The organism is Niveibacterium sp. 24ML (genome assembly GCF_026586805.1).
In the GTDB taxonomy this organism is placed as follows: domain Bacteria; phylum Pseudomonadota; class Gammaproteobacteria; order Burkholderiales; family Rhodocyclaceae; genus Niveibacterium.
In genome coordinates this window covers 142,414-163,047 of sequence record NZ_JAPFHA010000001.1, presented here as the reverse complement: position 1 = coordinate 163,047, position 20,634 = coordinate 142,414, and the positions used below count along the sequence as shown (strand labels likewise).

The 20,634-nt window shown below is 63.5% G+C and carries 14 protein-coding genes and 1 tRNA gene; 12 read left to right on the top strand and 3 right to left on the bottom strand.

The window, feature by feature from the left end; genetic code table 11:
- The first annotated feature begins 41 nt into the window (after positions 1-41).
- The 8 genes from OPU71_RS00660 to OPU71_RS00625 all read left to right on the top strand — a co-directional run bounded on the left by OPU71_RS00660 (position 42) and on the right by OPU71_RS00625 (position 8,423).
- Positions 42-1,715, top strand: coding sequence for an MFS transporter (locus OPU71_RS00660; protein ID WP_267723957.1), 1,674 nt, complete (start codon positions 42-44; stop codon positions 1,713-1,715).
- Positions 1,716-1,836: 121 nt separating this feature from the next.
- The gene (locus OPU71_RS00655) at positions 1,837-2,007 is read left to right on the top strand and encodes a hypothetical protein (RefSeq protein ID WP_267723955.1); all 171 of its coding nucleotides are present in this window, start codon (positions 1,837-1,839) and stop codon (positions 2,005-2,007) included.
- Positions 2,008-2,024: 17 nt separating this feature from the next.
- Positions 2,025-2,768: a metallophosphoesterase family protein gene (locus OPU71_RS00650; RefSeq protein WP_267723953.1), complete on the top strand. Its 744-nt coding sequence runs from the start codon at positions 2,025-2,027 to the stop codon at positions 2,766-2,768.
- Positions 2,768-4,165 (top strand): serine/threonine protein kinase, encoded by a 1,398-nt coding sequence (locus OPU71_RS00645; protein WP_267723951.1) that lies wholly within the window; start codon positions 2,768-2,770, stop codon positions 4,163-4,165. The genes OPU71_RS00650 and OPU71_RS00645 overlap by 1 nt, the downstream gene beginning before the upstream one ends.
- A gap of 93 nt (positions 4,166-4,258) precedes the next feature.
- Positions 4,259-4,579 carry a DUF485 domain-containing protein gene (locus OPU71_RS00640; RefSeq protein WP_267723949.1) on the top strand — a complete coding sequence of 107 codons (321 nt, stop codon included), beginning with the start codon at positions 4,259-4,261 and terminating at the stop codon, positions 4,577-4,579.
- Positions 4,580-4,582: 3 nt separating this feature from the next.
- The gene (locus OPU71_RS00635) at positions 4,583-6,487 is read left to right on the top strand and encodes a cation acetate symporter (RefSeq protein ID WP_267723947.1); all 1,905 of its coding nucleotides are present in this window, start codon (positions 4,583-4,585) and stop codon (positions 6,485-6,487) included.
- 130 nt (positions 6,488-6,617) lie between these two features.
- A tRNA-Phe gene (locus tag OPU71_RS00630) sits at positions 6,618-6,693 on the top strand.
- A 371-nt stretch (positions 6,694-7,064) separates the two neighbouring features.
- On the top strand, positions 7,065-8,423 hold the full coding sequence (locus tag OPU71_RS00625) for a tyrosine-type recombinase/integrase (protein ID WP_267723945.1): 1,359 nt from the start codon (positions 7,065-7,067) through the stop codon (positions 8,421-8,423).
- 38 nt (positions 8,424-8,461) lie between these two features.
- On the opposite strand, the gene OPU71_RS00620 is transcribed toward OPU71_RS00625, so the two are convergent.
- Entirely contained in the window at positions 8,462-9,565 is a 1,104-nt protein-coding gene (locus OPU71_RS00620; RefSeq protein WP_267723943.1) for a sensor domain-containing diguanylate cyclase, read from the bottom strand.
- Positions 9,566-9,813: 248 nt separating this feature from the next.
- On the opposite strand from OPU71_RS00620, the gene OPU71_RS00615 reads away from it, so the two are divergent.
- On the top strand, positions 9,814-10,485 hold the full coding sequence (locus tag OPU71_RS00615) for a hypothetical protein (protein WP_267723941.1): 672 nt from the start codon (positions 9,814-9,816) through the stop codon (positions 10,483-10,485).
- 115 nt (positions 10,486-10,600) lie between these two features.
- Here OPU71_RS00615 and OPU71_RS21310 read toward each other — a convergent pair whose 3' ends face one another.
- Positions 10,601-10,810: a helix-turn-helix transcriptional regulator gene (locus OPU71_RS21310; protein WP_420712356.1), complete on the bottom strand. Its 210-nt coding sequence runs from the start codon at positions 10,808-10,810 to the stop codon at positions 10,601-10,603.
- 344 nt (positions 10,811-11,154) lie between these two features.
- On the opposite strand from OPU71_RS21310, the gene OPU71_RS00610 reads away from it, so the two are divergent.
- The 3 genes from OPU71_RS00610 to OPU71_RS00600 are packed head-to-tail and all read left to right on the top strand — an operon-like array spanning position 11,155 to position 20,199.
- A complete protein-coding gene (locus OPU71_RS00610; RefSeq protein WP_267723939.1) occupies positions 11,155-16,485 on the top strand; it encodes a DEAD/DEAH box helicase in 5,331 nt (1,776 codons plus the stop codon).
- On the top strand, positions 16,482-17,345 hold the full coding sequence (locus OPU71_RS00605; protein ID WP_267723938.1) for an ImmA/IrrE family metallo-endopeptidase: 864 nt from the start codon (positions 16,482-16,484) through the stop codon (positions 17,343-17,345). The genes OPU71_RS00610 and OPU71_RS00605 overlap by 4 nt, the downstream gene beginning before the upstream one ends.
- A gap of 4 nt (positions 17,346-17,349) precedes the next feature.
- Positions 17,350-20,199: a helicase-related protein gene (locus OPU71_RS00600; RefSeq protein WP_267723934.1), complete on the top strand. Its 2,850-nt coding sequence runs from the start codon at positions 17,350-17,352 to the stop codon at positions 20,197-20,199.
- Between the two features lie 106 nt (positions 20,200-20,305).
- Here the strand turns inward: OPU71_RS00600 and OPU71_RS00595 are convergent, their stop codons facing one another.
- The gene (locus tag OPU71_RS00595; protein WP_267723932.1) at positions 20,306-20,596 is read right to left on the bottom strand and encodes a hypothetical protein; all 291 of its coding nucleotides are present in this window, start codon (positions 20,594-20,596) and stop codon (positions 20,306-20,308) included.
- Between the last annotated feature and the right edge of the window lie 38 nt (positions 20,597-20,634).

Sequence of the window (20,634 nt, the reverse complement as noted above, 5' to 3'; positions counted from 1 at the left end):
CGAGGCGAAACGGCTGAAAGACCAATCACAACGGAGGAGACATGGCACAAACTGGGAGCATGGCTGCGGAGCCGGCATCGCGCGGCATCACGCGAGAGGAGCGCAAAGTCATCTTTGCCTCATCGCTCGGCACCGTATTTGAGTGGTACGACTTCTATCTTTACGGCTCGCTGGCCGCGATCATCGCGAAGCACTTTTTCGCTGGCGTGAACGAGACCACTTCATTCATCTTTGCCTTGCTCGCGTTCGCTGCCGGTTTTGCCGTGCGGCCGTTCGGTGCCATCGTGTTCGGGCGCCTGGGCGACATGATCGGTCGCAAGTACACCTTCCTGGTGACGATCCTGATCATGGGCATTGCCACCGCCATCGTCGGGGTGCTGCCCACCTACGCGCAGATCGGCGTTGCGGCGCCGATCATTCTGATCACGCTGCGATTGCTGCAGGGCCTGGCACTTGGCGGTGAGTACGGCGGTGCGGCCACCTACGTGGCCGAGCATGCGCCCAAGGGCAAGCGCGGCCTGTTCACATCGTTCATCCAGACGACCGCCACGCTGGGCCTGTTCCTGTCGCTGCTGGTGATCCTCACCTGCCGCACGGTGCTCGGCAAGGACGAGTTCGAAGCCTGGGGTTGGCGGATTCCCTTCCTGATTTCGGTGCTGCTGCTGATCGTTTCGGTGTACATCCGTTTGCAGCTGAACGAATCACCGGTCTTCAAGAAGATGAAGGAAGAGGGCAAGTCGTCCAAGGCACCGCTGACCGAATCCTTCGGCCGCTGGGAGAACCTGAAGATCGTGATCTTCTCGCTCTTTGGCGGTACCGCTGGTCAGGCGGTGGTCTGGTACACCGGCCAGTTCTACGCGCTGTTCTTCCTGCTGCAAACGCTGAAGATCGACCCGATGACCGCCAACCTGCTGATTGCCGCCTCGCTGGCGATCGGCACGCCGTTCTTCATCATTTTCGGCGCGCTGTCGGACAAGATTGGCCGCAAGCCCATCATCATGCTGGGCTGTGTGCTGGCGGCGCTGACCTACTTCCCGATCTTCAAGGCGCTCACCCAGTACGGCAACCCGGATATCTTCGCCGCGCAGGCAGCCAACCCGGTGGTGGTGGTGGCCGATGAGAAGGCCTGCTCCTTCCAGTTCGACCCGGTGGGTAAGGCCAAGTTCACCAGCTCTTGCGACATCGCCAAGGGTGGCCTCGCGAAGAAGTACATTCCGTACTCGAACGAAGCCGCTGCGCCGGGCGCGGTTGCGCAGATCAAGATCGGCGCCACGGTGGTCAACGCCTACGAGGGGACGGGGCTGTCCAAGGAAGAAGCCAAGGTACGCAAAGAGGCGTTCGACAAGGAGCTCGGCGCAGCCCTCAAGGCGGCCGGCTACCCGGACAAGGCCGATCCGCAGAAGACCAATGTACCGATGGTGCTGTTCCTGCTCACCATCCTGGTCATCTACGTGACCATGGTGTACGGCCCGATCGCGGCCTGGCTGGTCGAACTCTTCCCGGCGCGCATCCGCTACACCTCGATGTCGCTGCCGTATCACATCGGCAATGGCTGGTTCGGCGGCTTCCTGCCGACGGTGGCTTTCGCGATGGTGGCGGCAACCGGCGACATCTACTACGGCCTGTGGTATCCGATTGTCATCGCGGTGATGACGGCGGTCATTGGCATGCTCTTCATGCCCGAGACCAAGGATCGCGATATCCATCACACTTGATCCAGCTTCAGGGCGGCCTGTGGTGCCGCCCTGCTTCTGCCGCCTGGCCGACGCCGGGCGGCACTCACGGGGGTTCTGTATGACAAAAGCGCTTTCAGTACGCGGAGCAGTGCAGGGGACGATGACGCTGGCCCTGGCGTTGCCATTGGCAGTACGCGCAGCTGGTGGGGATTCGGGGACCGGTGCGGTCGGGGAAATGGAAGTCTCGGGCAGCCAGCTCCTGATGATTTTTGGCGGGGTTGCCGCAGTCGGCATCGCGCTCTGGCTGGTCATCAAGCTGCTCAACAAATGAACCGGCACTGAGGCCCGGTGAAGCTCGCGCTGCTCGCAGATGTCCATGCCAACATCGAGGCCCTGGATGCATGCCTCGCGCATGCGGGCGACCAGGGCGTTGATGGTTATGTTTTTCTCGGCGATCTGGTTGGATACGGCGCCGATCCCGCGGCGGTGATTGACCGCGTCATCGCACTGGGCGCTGCGGTGCGGGCCTCGGTGATGGGCAACCACGACGCGGCCGTGGTGGGGCGCGGTGATGAGCCGATGAACGACGAGGCCCATGCCGCGATCATCTGGACCCTGCCGCGCTTGAGCATGGCGCAGCGCCAGTACCTTGCGGGCCTGCCCCTGATCGCGTCCGACGGCGATGTCACCTGGGTGCATGCAAGCGCCAATCACCCCGAACGTTTTGACTACGTTTCCTGCGCGGCCGATGCGCGCGCCAGTCTGGATGCGGCCGGTTCCCGCTACGTCTTCAGCGGCCATGTGCACGACCCGACGCTCTACTATGTCGGCTCGGACGGGCGCCTTTCTCCTTTTGTGCCGACCATGGGCGTCGCCCTTCCGGTCGGGCGGCACCGCAGTTGGCTGGGCATCGTCGGATCATGCGGGCAGCCGCGCGATGGCAAGACGGGCGCCTGGTATGCCATCTTCGATCGCGCGAAGGCCAGGCTGACTTATCACCGCGTGCCGTATGACGTTGCGGCGGCGGCGGCGAAGATCCGCCGTGCCGGCCTGCCGGAGCGTTTCGCACTGCAGATCGAGGGCCTGCCCTGATGCTGGCGACCGAACTGGAGCCGGGCAACGAGATCGACGGCTACCGGATCGAGCAACGGCTCTACGCCGGCGGCATGGCGGTGATCTATCGCGTATCGCGCGACGATCTGCCCGGCCCGGCGGTCATGAAGGTGCCCCGCCTTGGGCAGGGGGAGCCGGGCGCCACGGTGGTCAGTTTCGAAGTTGAGCAGATGGTGCTCGATGCGCTTGATGGCGGCCCGGTGCCGCGCCTCTACGGCGCTGGTGACCTGGAGCGTAGCCCCTACCTGGTCATGGCGCTGATCGAGGGGAGAACCCTCTCATCCATGCTGGAAAACGGCCCGCTTGCCGAGCCCGAGGTGCGGCGCTTGGGGGCTGCCCTGGCGCTGGCCGTGCAGCAACTGCACGAGCGCGAGGTGATTCATCTCGACCTTAAACCGTCGAATGTGATGATCCGGCCCGACGGCAGCGCTGTGCTGATCGATCTGGGTTTGGCGCGGCACGCACACCTGCCTGATCTGCTCGCCGAAGAGTTTCGTCGCCCGCTTGGGTCGGCGCCCTACATTTCGCCGGAGCAGGTCTTGGGCATCCGCCATGAAGCGCGCAGTGACGTGTTCGCGCTTGGCGTGATCCTTTACGAGCTGGCAACCGGGCACTACCCGTTTGGCGCACCGGCCACGCCGAATGGCATGCGCAAGCGATTGCGCGCGAGCCCGGTGCCGCCGCGCGCGCGGGTGCCGGCCTTGTCCGAAGCGCTGCAGGAAACCATCTACCGCTGCCTTGAAGTCAACGTCGAGAAGCGCCTTGCCAGTGCCAAGCAGCTGGCCTTCGAGTTGCAGCACGCCGAGCAGGTGGAGGTGAGCGCGCGCGGGCGTTGGACGCGACGCCAGGGCGTGATGACGCGCCTGCGCAAGTGGGTGTTCGGGCTCGGCTATGAACCAACGGTGGTCGTGGCGCCGGCCGAGCGCGCCAGCGATGCGCCGATCATCATGGTGGCGGTGGCAACCGCCTACACCAATGAGAAGCACCAGCAGGCGATCCGCCTTGCCGTGCAGCGGTTTGCTGCCGCCATGCCGGCCGCGCGGGTGGCGTGTGTGACCGTCACCCGCCCCCAGCCGGTGATGGGGACGGCGGACGAGGCGAGCAGCGCGCCGCGGCAGCACCTCCAGCTACTCGTCAAACTGCGCCATTGGGCGGAGCCGATCGCCTTGCCGGCTGGTCGCATCACTTTCCATGTGCTTGAGGCGGGCGATCCGTCCGACGGGCTGCTCGACTACGCGCGCAACAACCAGGTTGATCACATCCTGATCGGTGCACCGCCACCCAATCTGGTCGGTCGCAACATTCTTCCGCCGGTGGCGGATCGGGTGATCAACGATGCGCCGTGCAGCGTGACGATCGTCCGCCCGCGTTCGTAAGCCTTCCGTCAGCCCCCCGTCAGCGCCGAGTCAGGCTCGCGGCATACGCTCCGGCTTCGCGCTGGAAAGGCGTGACTCACGGAGGAGGGGGCAATGGGCACCAAAGCGATCAACTGGGCGGCAATCGATGCCGACCCACGGTTTCAGCGACTGCATAAGAAAAAGACATCGTTCCTCATGGGGCTGATGATCTTCTCGGTCGCCTACTACTTCTTGCTGCCCGTCGGCGCAGCGTATTTTCAGGATCTCTTCAAGATCAAGGTCTTCGGCCCGGTCAACGTCGGTCTGCTGTTCGCATTGTCCGAGTTCATCGTGGCGTGGGGGATCGCCTTCTACTACTCGAAGAAGGCAAATACGGAGTTCGACGCGATGGCGGAAGAACTTGTGCGTGACGCAGAGCGGATCGGGGGCTGAACCATGGAATTGCGCAGAAAACTACTCCCCGGTGCGCTGGGACTGGCCGCAGTGCTGGCCGCAGGCCCGGCGATCGCGCAGGGGGCCGTCAGTTCCGAATGGCGCTGGCTGACCTTTCTCGTTTTTGCCGCCATCATCGGCTTGACGATGTTCGTCACCTACGTGGCATCAAAGCGGGTGCACTCCGCGTCGGACTTCTACACGGCGGGCGGTGGCGTGTCGGGCCTGCAGAACGGCTGGGCGATTGCTGGTGACTATCTTTCCGCCGCCTCCTTCCTTGGTATCGCGGGGCTGATCAGCCTTTATGGTTACGATGGCTTCATGTACTCGGTCGGCTGGCTGGTGGCCTACATCACCGTGCTGCTGGTGATCGCCGAACCCTGCCGCAACATCGGCAAGTACACGCTGGCCGACATCCTGGCTTACCGCAATGATCCGAAGAAAACGCGCATCGTCGGCGCGATCTCGGTCATCACCGTGTCCACCTTCTACCTCACCGCGCAGATGGTTGGTGGTGGCGTGCTGGTGAAGACCCTGATCGGCATCGACTATGAAGTGTCGGTCATCACCGTGGGCGTGCTGATGCTCGCCTACGTGCTGTTCGGCGGCATGGTTGCGACCACCTACGTGCAGATCATCAAGGCCGTGCTGCTGGTGTGTGCCTCGCTGATCCTGGTGGCTTTCGTCTGGGCGCCTTACGGCTTCAGCTTGCCCGGCTTCCTCGATGCCGTGGTAGCAGACCCCAAGGTGCAGGCGCAGGTTGCCGCCTTGCTCGGCGATCCGGCCAAGAACATGTCGCCGGCTGAACTTGGCCAACGCTTCCTGGAGCCGGGCCTCTACTTCAAGGCGCCGATCGACCAGATCTCGCTCGGAATCGCGCTGGTCTTCGGCACCGCAGGCCTGCCGCACATCCTGATGCGCTTCTTCACCGTGCCGACGGCGCAGGAAGCCCGCAAGTCGGTGATCTGGGCCATGGCGATCATCGGTGGCTTCTACGTGCTGACGATCTTCCTCGGCATGGGTTCGGCGATCAAGGTCGGCCCGGATGCCATCAAGGCAGTCGATGCCGGCGGCAACATGGCGGCACCGCTGCTCGCGCAGTTCGTCGGCGGTGGTGGTGACAGCTTCTTGGGCAACTTCATGCTCGCCTTCGTTGCGGCAGTCGCCTTCGCCACCATCGTCGCGGTGGTCGCCGGCCTCGTGCTGGCTGCTGCCTCCGCCGTGGCGCACGACCTCTATGTCGGTGTCGTCAAGGGCGGCCACGCCAGTCAGGCCGAGCAGGTGCGTGCGGCAAGGATCGCCACGGTGTTTGTCGGCGCGCTCGCCATCGTGATCGGCATTGCCGCCAAAGGGCAGAACGTGGCGCACCTGGTTGCGCTGGCGTTTGCGGTGGCCGCGTCAGCCAACTTCCCCTGCGTGCTCATGACGCTTTACTGGAAGCGTTGCAACACTGGCGGCATCGTCGCGGGGATGATCGTTGGCACTATCGCTGCGATCGGGCTCGTCATGGTCTCCCCGAACATGACCTATCCGAAGCTGGTTCGTGCTGCAGCCCAGAAAGTGGTGGACGGCGAACCCGCCAAGCGCGAGGCGATCGCCAAGCTCGTCGCCGCGGGCGATGAAGCCTCCGTTACGAAGGCAGCCAAGCAGACGGCCGCGCTTGAGAAGGCGCTCAAGAAGGCGAATGACGACTTCAAGAAGGTCGAGGGGCAGGAAACCTCGCTGGTCGGGCTTGAGAAACCCCTGTTCGACCTGAAGAACCCCGGCTTGATCTCGGTGCCGCTCGGCTTCCTGGCGGTGATCCTCGGGTCCTTGCTGTACCGCGACAAGCGCGCCGAGGATATGTGGGACGAACTTTACGTACGCCAGAACACCGGCATCCTCGCCGCCAAGGCGACCGCCCACTGATCTGTATTGTGTCGCGACTCCAGGCCCCTCTTCGGAGGGGCTTTTTGGGGGACGTGTCAGGTTGTGCAGATCGTCTGTAGCGGGAAGTGTTTGACAACGCGAAAGCAGTAGCTATAATGGCTAGCTCTTTGGCCAGATAGCTCAGTTGGTAGAGCAGCGGATTGAAAATCCGCGTGTCGGTGGTTCGATTCCGCCTCTGGCCACCAAATTCGGAATCCTTGTCGCACAAGGGTTCGGTGAGAACGGCGGCCGCGCAAGGGGCCGCCGTTTTCGCTAGTGAGCGTGCTTTTCTGGCACTCTTCTGGCAATCACGGCATCCCGTGCCGGCGTCGCTCGGATGTGCATGAGCTTGTCCGCTCCGGACAGGGCCTTGCAGGTGTCCTTGGCGTGAATCTGAAGCCTCACCACTTTTTTCATCGAGTGGCTCAAAGAGGCTAAATCTTCGTTGCTTTACGCAGCTCCATGATTCAAGGAGTTGCCATGCGGTCTCGTCTCCCTTTCCTCTGTTCGCGCACGGTGCGCGCACCCGAGCCTCTTTTCGCCATGCCCGCAGGGCGCGTGACGCGGGAGGTGAGCCATGGCTAAGGTGGCTGAACCCTTCCGCGAAGGCGCGGGCTGGTCTATGCGTCGCCGGGTGATGGGACAGGACCTTTACGTCTCCGGTCAGAAGAGCCGCACCGCGGCCCGCGACGCCATGGAGGCGCTGGTCTCGCCGCTGCGCGACCATGGCCGCCCCAAGGGCCTGGGGCCGCAGCGCACGACGGTGGCACAGGCGCTGCAGGACATGGCGCTCGAACGCCTGCCTTTCATGAAGGGGGCCGCGCAGGAGGCGCGTCGCCTCAACAAGTATCTGGAGGCCGCGGGGCTGGCCACACTCAAGGTGACGCGATTGGCGAGCGACGACGAGGCGCCGGCGCCGGGTGCGCAGGTGCAGGAGGCGCGTCAGCACTTTCAGGTTGAACTCAAGCCGGCACGGGCACCGCGACGCGTACCGAATGGACTTGCTGCACATCGGCGTCAGCAGGCGCAGGAGACCGCCGCGGCGGATGCGCTGCGCGCACGACTGGCCAGCATGCCGGTGGCTGACGTGCAGCCCTATCACGTGCAAACCCTGATGGACGAGCTGCGACGCGTGCGTCAGCCCGAGACCGTGGCGCTGGAGCGCGCGTTGCTGCGCGGGTTCTTCAATTACGTGAAGAAGGTCTGGTGCTGGAGTGCGCCGGCCAAGAATCCGGCGGTGGGGCTGCGCATGCCTAAAGTCGACAATGCGCGGGACCGGGTCATGTCGCAGGAGGAAGAGCGCCGCCTGGACGAGGCGATTCAGACCTGCCGCAACCAGCTGGTGGGCCCTACGCTCACGCTGCTGGTGGAGACCGGGATGCGCACGTCCGAACCCCTGGAGCATGCATGCTGGCGCGATGTGAATTGGGAGGCGCGGATTTTGCACCTGCCCGACTCGAAGACGGACCAACGTGACGTCCCGCTCTCGCCACGCGCCATCGAAGCCTTGCAGGCGCTCGCCGCGCTCAACCCGCCTACCCCCGAGGGGCGCATTGTGCGGCTCACCTATGACGCGCTCGCCGCGGCCTGGCGTCGGGCCTGCGAGCGGGCGGGCCTGGAGGACCTGCGTCTGTATGACTTGCGGCACACCGCCGCGACCCGGATGGCGCTCAAGACCGGCAACGTTTTTCTGGTCAAGGCGCTCACCGGCCACAAGACCATGTCCCAGCTCGAACGCTATGTGAACGTGAAGGCCAGTGACGTGGTGGCGGTGATGCACGCGGCGCCGGCGTTGGCCGCCGCGCCGCAAGTCGCTGCCGCCGAGCCGGTCGCGCGCGCGCCCCTGAAGGCCATGCCGCGTGCCGCTGCGGTGTCTTTTGAAGACACGGTGGGGAACGTCATTCGCGCCGACTTTGGGCGACGCGCCCGCGAGTGACCCGAAGGACGAGCCCGGCCGGCGCTCAGGCGAGCCCTTCAGGCGTTCGCCGCCGCGGGGGGCGCGAACGCTGCTGAGGGCAGGGCCTCGCAGCAGAGCTGGTTCTTGCCGCGTCGCTTCGCGGCGTACATGCGCGCATCCGCTACGTCGAGCAGCGCCGCGGCGGACGCAGCCTCGGGGTGCGGGAACGAAACCACCCCGATGCTCGCGCCCAGCCGCAACTGGGGGTATCCGTCGACCTGACAGGTTGCGATGGCTTCGAGCACCTTCTCGCCGACGCGTCGCGCGTCCTCCTCGTTCGCATGGGGCAGGACGATGGCAAATTCGTCTCCGCCCAGCCGCGCCAGTGCATCGCTGCCCCGCACGGCACACTGTATGGCCTCGCTCGCGCGTCGCAGGATGTCATCGCCAGCCGCATGGCCCGCCGTATCGTTGACCGACTTGAAGCCGTCGAGGTCCACGTAGAGGAGGGCGCCGGCCCGTTGGTGCGCCAACTCCGTTTGCAGAAAATGGGCAATCCCCTGGCGATTGAAAACGCCGGTCAGGGGGTCCATGCGCGTGAGGGCCTCGAATTCGCGTGCTTGCTGTTGTGCGAGCTCGCGTTCCTGCGCGATGGCGTTCGCCAAACGAATCGCATATTGCGGCAGCAGGACCAGGCTCGCGATAAAACCCAGCGCCGTCGTGGCGTGGGTCTGCCAATAGGGCGTCGCACTCATCGCGGCGCCGATAAATAGGACGCCGACCCCCTGCGCACGCAGCGCAGCGCGTGGTCCAAAGCGCAGGCCATAGCCAATCGAGGCGAAAATCGGCGCCCAAATGGCCAACTGCCACCCCTCTGGGGCCGCTGCGAAGGCGTAAGCAAAGATGGCCTGGTCCGCCAAGGTTGTTATCCAGAGTCGTTGCGTGCCACTGAAGTGCTCGTAGGCCACCACCCAAGCCCAGACATAGCCGAACGCCGCGTAGAGGACGGCAGGCGCGATGGCGGCACGGGCGAAGTCCACATTCAGGCCGAATGCCAAGAGGATTTGTAGTAGCAGGAACAGACCGCCTCCAATGACGCGGACCAGCGCTTGACCGTGTTCCGTCGCGTGCTGGACGTTGAGTCGGCTTGGGAGGGCGAGGTGGCGCGGTGCGAGGGGCATGGCGGCAAGCGGGAAGGAGGAAAAGGGTCCAGAAGACGCGGGGCGCAAACCCGCAGCAGTCTACCGGCGGCGCGGTGACGGGAGAAGGGATGCCCTGCAACCGCGTTGACGTGCGTCCAAAGGTCCGCACTCACGCGGCGTCGCGGAAGCGGCGCGTCGTGACCTGCGAGCCGCACCTGGACCCCGATTTTCGGCTGTTCGCTAGACATGGTGCGTTCGATGTGGGCGCATCTGAGGACAAAGCTGAAATGGACAAAAAAGAGGCAGTAGAGCAGGAAGCGCCGCTCTTTGAGGGGCTCGATGGGTTGGCTGCAGCCGTCGATGGCGATTTGCTTCGGGCAGGCGTGCTCGTGGGGCCGCACGAGGCGACGACGTTGATGTCGTGCGCCTGGAAGCTTCAGTGTCTGCCGACCTCGTGGGTGGCGGCCGCGGTGGTGCATCCGCTCCTCGCGCAGCGGCTGCGCCGCGCGGAGGGCGTGACGGAACTCGTGGTGGGCTCGGCGGCAGGTTTGCACTTTCTGTGCGTCACGCACCGCGTAGAACACTGGGAGCAGCGTGCGCTCGTGCCGCTCCTTGGGCCACGCGCGGCGGCGCTGCGTTTTGCGCTCATCGGCGGCGCACCGCTTGCATTCGTGCTCGTGCATCCGGACCGAGATGACGCCAGCGTGTGGCAAGTGCCGGTGAGCATGGAGGCAGTGGAGGCGCTGATGGCGATGCCGCCGGTTCCGGCGTTCGACCCGGAGCGCCACGTTGAAGAGGTGAGGCGTCTCGTGTCACGGCTGGTTCGCCGCGGTGTGAGGGTGCTGGAGGCGGTGCCGGAGCCGTTGTGGCTGACGCCGTTGGCGGTGGCGCTGCCGGACGCGATGCCCTCGGGCATGCTGTGCGCGCCGAGGGACAAGGACTTCAATTCGATGTTCTGATTGATTCAATCAAGACGGCGCCGCCCTCGGGCGGCGTCATCCGCTTTTGCGACGTCCAGAGGCTCCCTGCTGAGCGGAGCGCCGACGGTGAGAGGGGCAATGGCGCAGTGCCCGGTTACTGGGGGCGCCAGTTTTCTTGCGCGCCGAAGAGGCGCGTGACCCAGGCGGACACCGCGTTCTCGGTCCAGTACACATGCCGTCCCATTCGGACCGGGGGTGGGAACGTGCGCTCGTTCACCATCCCTTCCAGCGTACGCGGGGAAATGGACAGGCGCGCGCAGACATCAGTCTTCTTGAGCAGTTGGGGTGGGGGCGTCGTGGTCATCGCTGGGACATCCATGAAATTGTTCGGTCCCGGATATAGCCCCTGAGGTTTAGCCTTTTTGAAGAAATTCCCCTGAGGGCAATGCGTTTGCCCTCGGGGCGTCACCGATGCGAGGGAGACCCTTGACCACGATTTGTTCGGCGGTTGCCCAATTTGGGGCTCTCAAGGGCTGATGCGGCAACAGGCGGCGCCGCCAAGCGGTACACTGTCCCGCGTCAATGCCTCGGAGGGCGGCTGCGCTTACGTTTGGCGATTGCCTCCAGCGCCAGCCCGCTGCGCGAAGACGGGCTGGTGATGGCAAAGGTGTTCACGTTGGATTCGTGCCGTTCAGAAGAATAGAGACCATGGACGTATTTCAGTTTCGCGCGCATGTCGTTACCGAATACGAGCAATTTACCCGCAGCTTCACGCGGATTCGGGCCGACGACATCCGTCAGCATGTTGACCGTGAATACCAGAGCCAGAAGTACTGGCCCGAACCGCTCATCCAGATAAACCCGACCTACCGCTCGGGCGGTACGGTGGATGAGCTCGTGGCCAGTGGTTTGCTCAGTCCGGAGTGCGCGGACATCTTCCGACTCGGTAAGTCTGCGAGTTCGGCGGGCGTCCCCTTGCCCCTTCACCAGCACCAAGCAGAGGCCATCAGTCTGGCGCTCGCCGGTGAGAGCTATGTGCTCACGACGGGAACCGGCTCCGGCAAGTCCCTGAGCTACTTCATCCCTGTCGTGGATGCGTGTCTCAAAGCCAAGAAAGCCGACCCCGCGCCACGCACTCGCGCCATCGTTATCTATCCGATGAATGCGCTGGCGAACTCGCAGCTTGAAGAACTCAAGAAGTTCCTGGGCTCGGACCCCGTAACCTGCCCGGTGACCTTCGGCCGCTATACCGGCCAGGAAAGCGACGAAGAGCGCCAAGCGATGGCGGCGACGCCGCCGGACATCCTGCTCACGAACTTCATGATGCTCGAACTGCTGATGACGCGGCAGAACGACATCGACAAGGCCGTGATGCGAAACGCCAAGGGACTGCGGTTCCTTGTGCTTGATGAGCTGCACACCTACCGCGGTCGTCAGGGGGCGGATGTTGCGCTGCTGGTGCGGCGGGTGCGCGAGGCATTGGCCGAAGACCTCATCTGCATCGGCACCTCCGCCACGATGGCGTCCGAAGGTACCCAGATGGAGCGCAACGCAGTGGTCGCCAACGTGGCGCGTCGCCTCTTCGGTACGAGCATCGCCGACCGCAACGTCATTACCGAGACTCTCAGGCGAACCACCCCGGAATCCGAGACCCTTGAATCGGTGCGTCCCAAGCTCGGCGCAGCGATTCGCGCCGGCGTGCCCACCCATCTCGATTTCGAAGCGATGGCTGCACACCCGATGTCGGTGTGGGTCGAACTCATGCTCGGGCTCAACTATGAAGGTGACAAACCGCGGCGGGCCAAACCGCTAACCCTTGCGCAGGCCGCCGAAGCCCTGCAGCGCGATTCGGGTGAATCGTTTGAAGTGTCTCTCGCCTATTTGCAGCAGTTCATGCTTCGGGCCCACGCCGTCACCGATAAGACCGGGAAGAGTCTGTTCGCGTTCAAGCTTCACCAGTTCATTGCGGGTGGCGGCAAGGTTTATACGACGCTCGAAGCGCAGGGGCGTCGTGCCATCACCCTGGATGGCCAGCAGTTTGTCTCGGGCGAAGAGAGCCGCCACCGCCGCTACTATCACACCCACTTCTGCCGCGACTGCGGTCAGGAGTACATCCCGGTCTGGGATACCGATGGTCCCGAGGGGCGCACCTTCGACGTGCGAAACATCGAGGAGCGCCAGCACGAGGACGAGCAGGTCAAGTTCGGTTTCCTGATGCCGGACGGCAAGAACATCTGGGAACCCGAGAACCTCGAACGCTACCCGGAGTCCTGGCTAGAGGAACGCGCCGATGGTGAGTGGCGAATCAAGTCCGGCCAGCGCAAGTTCTTGCCGCAGTCGCTCAAGATTCGCCCAGATGGCGTCGTGACGAACGAGCAAGGTTTGCAGGCGTGGTTCATCCCGGGTTCGTTCCGATTCTGCCTCGCATGCGGCGTCTCGCATAACTCTGCCGGCAAGGACGCGCTTCGCCTGACGTCCCTCTCTGGTGAAGGCCGCAGCTCGGCGACCACCATGCTGACGTTGTCAGCCCTGCGCTACCTCTATGAGCAAGACCAGCAGCTCTCCGCCGAGGCCAAGAAGGTGCTCGGTTTTTCCGACAATCGCCAGGATGCGGCGCTTCAAGCGGGACACTTCAACGACTTTTTGCAGGTCCTGCTGACGCGCTCGGCACTGCTGTCGGCCGTTAAACGGGCGAGTGGCAATCTACTGACCGAGCGGGAGGTCGGCAACGCGGTCTTTGAAGCGTTGGGCTTTCATCGTGACGACCCGGCGGTTCGCGCCGAGTACATGCAACAGCCCGAGCTCAAGGGCAACACGCGCAGGCAGGTGCAAGAAGCCATGCGCAGCATCCTCGGTTACAGGACTTACTTCGACTTGCGTCGCGGTTGGCGATTCAACAACCCGAACTTGGAACAACTGGGCCTGGTTCGCATCGGCTACCAAGACCTCGAAGACCTCGCGGCGGACGCGTCCGAATGGGCAGAGGCACCTCAGGTCCTGCAATCGGCCACCCCGGAAGAGCGCGCGAAGGTTCTGCGCGAGCTCTTTGACTTTATGCGGCAGGGGCTGTGTATCGCGACGCGCTACCTGGACCGCACGGAGCTCGAACAGCTCCGCACCCAAAGCTACGCAAACCTTCGCGAGCCTTGGGGCTTCACAGAAGACGAGCGGCCTGTCGCAGCTCGCTGGTTCGTAACCTCGCGACCCAAAGAGGAAACGGACCGCCGGGGTCGGCGCCTTCAGGTTGAAGACTTCCTGGTCATCGGCTCCAGTCGTTCCCGGCTCGGGCGGACCCTGCGCCATGGCAGCACATGGGGCGGGGCCAATCCGTTCTACAAGTCCATCAACGACCAGACATGGGGCGCTGTCGTTGGTGCTCTGCTCAAGGCTGCGGAGTCGTACGGACTGGTCCGCAAGGAAGAGACGGATGTCGGCCTGACCGGCTGGCAGCTCAACGGCACTGCCTTGCTCTGGCAACTCGGCGATGGTCAGAGCCAGCGCCAGGCCGAGGACAACGCGTTCTTCCGTGGTCTGTACCGCAATATCGCCGGATTGTTGGATAGCCCTGTGCACCAGCTCTTCGAGTTCGAGGCTCGCGAACACACTGCGCAAGTTGAGCAGGAAGACCGTCTCGAACGCGAAGCCCGATTCCGCTTCACCGAAAAGGACCGCGAGGAGTGGCGCAAAAAGAACGGTAACGACCTTGAATGGCTGCCCGTTCTGTTCTGCTCCCCGACGATGGAGTTGGGCGTCGATATCTCCTCGCTCAACACCGTCTACATGCGCAATGTGCCGCCTACCCCGGCGAATTATGCACAGCGCAGCGGTCGAGCCGGGCGTGCGGGTCAGCCGGCCTTGGTCATCACTTACTGCGCAAGCCAATCCCCGCACGACCAGTACTACTTCCGTGACCCGGTTCGAATGGTGCATGGTCAGGTGAATGCGCCGACCCTGGACCTCGCCAACCTCGAACTGGTGAAGAGCCACATGCACGCCATTTGGCTCGCGGAAACCGGTCGGCGACTCGGTAACAGTGTCCGCGACCTGCTGGACATGAATCAGCCTGAAGCACTTCCCATCATGGAAGACGTGGCGGCTGACCTCGATAAACCTGAAGCCAAGCTCCGAGCGCATGCGCGGGGCTTGCGTGTCCTCTCCATGCTGGCTGACGAACTCACACCTCGGAATGCCCCTTGGTACTCTGACCACTGGGCCGAGTCTGTCTTCCAGCGCACGTACCAGGAGTTCGACAAGTCGCTGCAGCGCTGGCGTGACCTGTATCGTGCTACGGCGCAGGCGATTGAACTGAACTTCAAGATTGAGAACAACCCTGCGGCAAGTGAGCGGGAACGCCGCGAGGCCCAACAACGACACAACGAAGCACGCAAGCAGCGCGACCTGCTGTTGGCCGGTGACAGCGCATTCAACTCGGACTTCTACACCTACCGCTACCTTGCCTCTCAGGGGTTCCTGCCGGGCTACAACTTCCCCCGACTGCCCCTGCTGGCTTACTTGCCCGCACGGCGTGGCTCCATCGGTCGGGAAAGCTTCCTGTCTCGACCGCGCTTCCTGGCACTGGGCGAGTTCGGCCCATACAGCCTCATCTACCACGAGGGTAGCCAGTACCGGGTCACCAAAGCCCTGCTGACGATTACTGGCCAAGACCAGGTGACCGAGGGGGCTCGCTTGCCCACCGAAGTCGCGCGCTTGTGTCCGGTCTGCGGCTATGGCCACTTCCGTTCACAGCGCGACGTCGACCGCTGCATTTCCTGCGGTGCATCGCTGGCCGAAGCAAAAGAAGTCCGAAACCTCTATCGAATCGAGAACGTCTCGACCAAACGCGCCGAGCGCATCACCGCCAATGAAGAAGAACGGGTGCGCCAGGGCTACGAAATGCAGACCACGCTGCAGTTCGCCCAAGCTGAGGGCAAGTTGCAGATGGTCACTACGGTCGTCGAGGATGCCAGCGGGCCACTGGTACAGATGCAGTACGGGCCAGCGGCAACAGTCTGGCGCATGAACTTTGGCTGGCGTCGTCGCAAGGAGAAGTCCATCCAGGGTTTCATGATGAACCCGGTCACCGGCCACTGGGTGGGCGGCGTCGACGATGGCAACGGTGAAACCGAAAGCGAGGGCGAGGCGCCGCCTGACAAAACACCTCCGCAACGTATCGTCCCTTACGTCCAGGACAGTCGAAACATCCTCATCGTGCGCCCTCACCATGCGCTCGGTGAGCTGGAACCAGAGACCCTGACGACCTTGCAGTACGCGCTCAAGCGCGGCATCGAAGCGGTCTACCAGCTCGAAGAAAGCGAGCTCATGGCTGAGCCACTGCCCACGCGTGAGCTACGTCAATCCATCCTGCTGTTTGAAGCGGCCGAGGGCGGAGCTGGGGTGCTGACGCGTTTGGCCACCGAGCCGGACGCACTGGCTGCAGTCGCGGCCAAGGCGCTCGAAGTGATGCACTTCAAAGCACCGTCACCCGGAAACACCTGGAAGCGAGAGAGTCTGGAGGAGGAGCTCGACCACAACGGCGAGCCCTTCTGCGAAGCCGGCTGTTACCGTTGTCTGCTCTCGTACTACAACCAACCCGACCACACGCTTATTGACCGCAAGGACAAGGTCGCGAGCGGTTTGCTGCTGGATTTGCTCTGTCGCTTGACGCAAGCCCGGACAAACCAGGGGACCCAGGGTCGAGCGCCAGACGAGCACGACGCCCAACTTGCGCGCACCGCAGGCAGTTCGCTGGAGCAAGCCTGGCTCGACCTTGTCAATGAGCAGGGGTACCGCAAACCGGACCGCGGACAACACAGCATTCCCGCGGCCAACACCTGCGCCGATTTCTTCTACGACGAGTTCAATCTCGCCGTGTTCATCGACGGCCCTCACCACGAGACGGACACCCAAAGTGAGAAGGACGCGTTCATTGACCGTCGGCTTGACGACCTGGGCTATCTCGTTGTTCGGTTCCCCAAAGAGCGGTCGGAGTGGCACGCAATATTTAAGGCTCATGCCGACCTTTTTGGGGCTGGCCGATGAGTCGCGCTCAGTCTGACCTCTTCGAGGAAATCTCGACGCGCAGCCTTAGCCGACTGCGCACCTTTGCCGAATGTGCTGCGGCGGTGGACCGATTGTTCAAGGACGCATTGGCTTCACAGGGGGCGACAGCGTTCACGGAGTTCATCGAATTCGCGCGGCGTTTGAGCAACCTTTCGGTCTACAACGCGATGCTGGTTCGGCTGCAGCGTCCAGGAGCTGCAGCTGTCGCCACTGAGAAGCGATGGAATGCAAATGGTCGAACGATTTGTCCTGGTGCTATCCCCATCGTCGTGCTGCGTCCGTTTGGGCCGGTCTCCTTTCTCTACGAGGTCAGCGACACTGAAGGCAAGCCCTTACCCGGCGAGCACGCCAATCCATTCGTTGCTCACGGCGATATGGACGAAATCGAGTGGGGACGCGTAGTCAAGTTGCACCGAGAAAAGAACAGCGTTCGCATCGAAGAACGGAACTTCGGTTCGCTGCTTGCCGGGAACGCTCGAAACCTCCAAGCCATGCCCACGCTCATTCCCGAGTCGGGCAAACCAGAATGGCTCATTCAACTCAACGTTAACCACAACTTGCCCACGCGTTTCGCCACGTTGGCGCATGAACTCGGGCATATCTTCTGTGGCCACTGTGGCCCACATAACAAGGGAGCTTGGCCCGACCGTTCCAAGCTCCCGTATCCCGTCCGGGAGACAGAAGCAGAGGCGGTGTCCTATTTGGTATGCGCAAGGCGTGAACTCAAGGTGGCGTCGCAGCAGTACCTGAGCGAACTCATCCCCGAGGTCGACCTTCGTCAAATCAGCCTGTACGCCATCTTTGAAGCGGCGAACCGTATTGAAGGGAAGTCCCAGTAAAACCATGGAAGCAGCCTTCAACCCTGGAAGCCTTGTCTCGGCCCGTGGCCGCGAATGGATTGTTCTCCCCGAGTCTGACGCCCAGACCCTGCGCCTACGGCCATTGGGTGGCGGGGAGCGCGACGAGACGCTCATCTACCTGCCCCTTGAGCGACAGCCGGTCCAGCCTGCCACCTTCCCCTGGCCCACGCTCAACCAGGCACGCAACCACTCGGCCAGCCAGCTGTTGCTCGATGCGCTACAGCTCAAACTGCGCAGTGGGGCCGGGCCGTTCCGCAGTTTCGGCAACATCGCGGTGGAGCCTCGCGCGTACCAGCTCGTGCCCTTGCTGATGGCCCTTAAGCAGCCCACCGTCAGGCTGCTGATTGCCGACGACGTCGGTATCGGTAAGACCATCGAAGGCGCACTTATCGCTCGCGAGTTGCTTGACCGTGGCGAGGTCCAGCGCCTGACCGTTCTTTGTCCGCCTCACCTGTGCGAGCAATGGCAGCGCGAGCTGGTCGAGCGCTTCCACATTCCCGCCGTCGTGGTTCGCTCGAACACCGCCGACCGGCTGGAGCGCGACCTCCCGCCTGGCGCATCGCTGTTCGATGCGCACCCTTATACCGTGGTGAGTCTTGACTACATCAAGTCCGAGCGCCGTCGCGAGGCCTTCCAGCGTTTCTGCCCAGAGTTCGTCATCGTCGACGAAGCGCACACCTGCACCCAGGCAGGCCAGGGACGACAGCAGCGTCACCAACTGCTGAAAGGTCTCGTCGCCGACCCTGAGCGCCATCTGGTGTTGCTGACCGCGACCCCTCATAGCGGCGACGAGGATGCGTTCTTCAACCTGCTCGGCCTGCTGCGTACCGATTTCGAACAACTCAAAGACTTGCCAGTCGGTCAGCGCAGCGACCTGCGTGAAGCGCTCTCCCGCCATTTTGTGCAGCGTCGCCGCCCCGACATTGCTGAGTGGCAAGACACCTCGATGTTCCCTGACCGCAAGTCGGCCGAAATCACTTATCGGCTCACAGGCGCTTGGGGGCAGCTTTTCAACGATGTGCTGACCTACGCCCGTGAACTGGTTGAGCGCGCCGAGGGTCAAGGGCTGCGTGAACAGCGCATGAACTGGTGGGCCGCTCTCGCGCTCCTGCGTTGCATCTCGTCGTCCCCCGCTGCGGCGGTAAATGCCCTGCGCACGCGCCTTCAGGGCGCACAGGCCGAAGAAGGAATCGGCGAGGCGGCCTCGCTTGAGGACCTTGAAGCGCAGGCCAACGACCGTGTGCTGGACGGCACGGAAGACGCCCTCTCGACTGATGACATCGAGCCCGGAGCGCAGACCGAAGACACCGAGCGCTTGCGAGCACTGGTCGCGAGTGCCGCCGCACTGGCGGGCCAGCAGAACGACCCCAAGCTCGCCAAGCTGCAGGACCACCTGGCCGTCCTCTTGAAGGATGGCTTCTTGCCTGTCGTGTTTTGCCGCTACATCGCCACTGCCCACTACCTGGCAGCCGCGCTCCAGGACAAATTCAAGTCAGCGACCGTCAAGGCGGTGACGGGCGAACTGACGCCCGATGAGCGCGAGGCTGCGGTTGAGCAGTTGGGCGAAAGCGATGTTCGCATCTTGGTTGCCACCGACTGCCTGTCGGAAGGTATCAACCTGCAGAACCTCTTCACCGCCGTCGTTCATTACGACTTGAGCTGGAACCCAACCCGCCATGAGCAGCGGGAAGGGCGCGTGGACCGCTTCGGCCAGAAGGCCCCTGAAGTGCGCAGCACCATGCTCTACGGTGAAGACAATCCGGTCGACGGCGCCGTGCTGCAAGTGATTCTGCGCAAGGCCGAGAGCATTCGGAAGGAACTGGGCGTGCTGGTGCCCATGCCCGACGACGAAGGCAAGCTCACCCAAGCCCTGATGAACGCCGTGTTGCTGCGCAAGGGCGCGCCGCTCAACGCGCAATCCCAGCTTGACCTGTTTGGTGAGCCAGCCAAGCAAATTGACCTTGCCTGGCAAAGCGCCAAGGAGAAGGCCAAGCAGAATCGCAGCATCTTCGCCCAGCGCCGCCTGAAGCCGGAGGATGTGCTCCCCGAGTGGCGCAAGTCCTCCGCAGTCTTGGGCGGTGAGGCAGACGTCGAGCGATTTGTCAGTCGCGCCGCAAACCAGCTCGGGTCGCCGCTGCAAGCGGTGAAACAGCACTTCAAGCTGCTGACGGAACACCTTCCGGTCGCGGTGCAAGAGCGCCTGGCGGCTGAAGGCCTATCGGGCGCTCTGCGAATCGACTTCCACCAGCCCGCCGCGCAGGGCGCGACCTTCATCCATCGCACCCATCCCCTGGTGTCGGTCCTGGCCGACACCTTGCTGGAGCAAGCCCTTGATGCCGTGCCAGGCGCCGACGAAGCCGTCGCGGTGGCCCGCGCCGGTGCCGCCTTCGTGAGCGCGGTCAGCCTCAAGACGACGGTGCTGCTGCTACGTATCCGCCACCAACTCACCGTCACCCACGGCACTTCGACCCGTCTGCTGATGTGTGAAGAAGCCGTCGCCGTCGCAAGCGTAGGCTCCGAGCCCTTCAACGAACTATCGCCAGAGCAGACGCGCGAGCTGCTTGGTGCCGAAGCCACACGCAACATGCCGCCCCCGCTGCGAGACCGTCACCTGCAAACCGCACTCGACGCGCTGCCTGAATGGCAAGCCCAGTTCGAGGCCATCGCCAAGGCCCGCGCCCAAACCCTGTTGTTGGACCATCGCCGTGTGCGCGAGGCCGCCGAAGGCCGCGGTAGCTATCAGGTCACCGCCAGCCTGCCCGTCGACGTGATGGGGCTCTACGTACTGCTGCCTGATGCCGGCGCAGCGGCCAACACCGCCGTGGGAGCCTGATGCCATGGCAAAGTCGATTTTCAAACGCTCGACCCATCAGCTCGCTTACCGCGCCATCCGGATTGAAGGCGGTCTCATCCCAGCCGAAGAGCTCACGCGCCTGACCCTACTCGCCGACCCCAAGGACACCGAGCAGACAGAAAGCCACTACCGCATCGCCAAGGGCTTGAAGCTGCGCGACGAAATTGCCCGCGACTTCAAGATTGCACTCAACCTCTGGCAGGACTTTCAAGTCCTGCGCCAGCGGCAAGACATTCGTGCCCACGAAGTCACTGTGCGCGAGTGGCTCCTGCCGCTGCTGCGTGACGTGCTGCATTTCCACGATGCGGTCCGTTGTGCAGCGATTGAGCATGCCGGGCATTCGTTCGCCATCGGCCACGCAGGCAACGGTGGGCATGTCCCGCTGGTCTTCGCGGGTTTTGACGAACCGCTGGA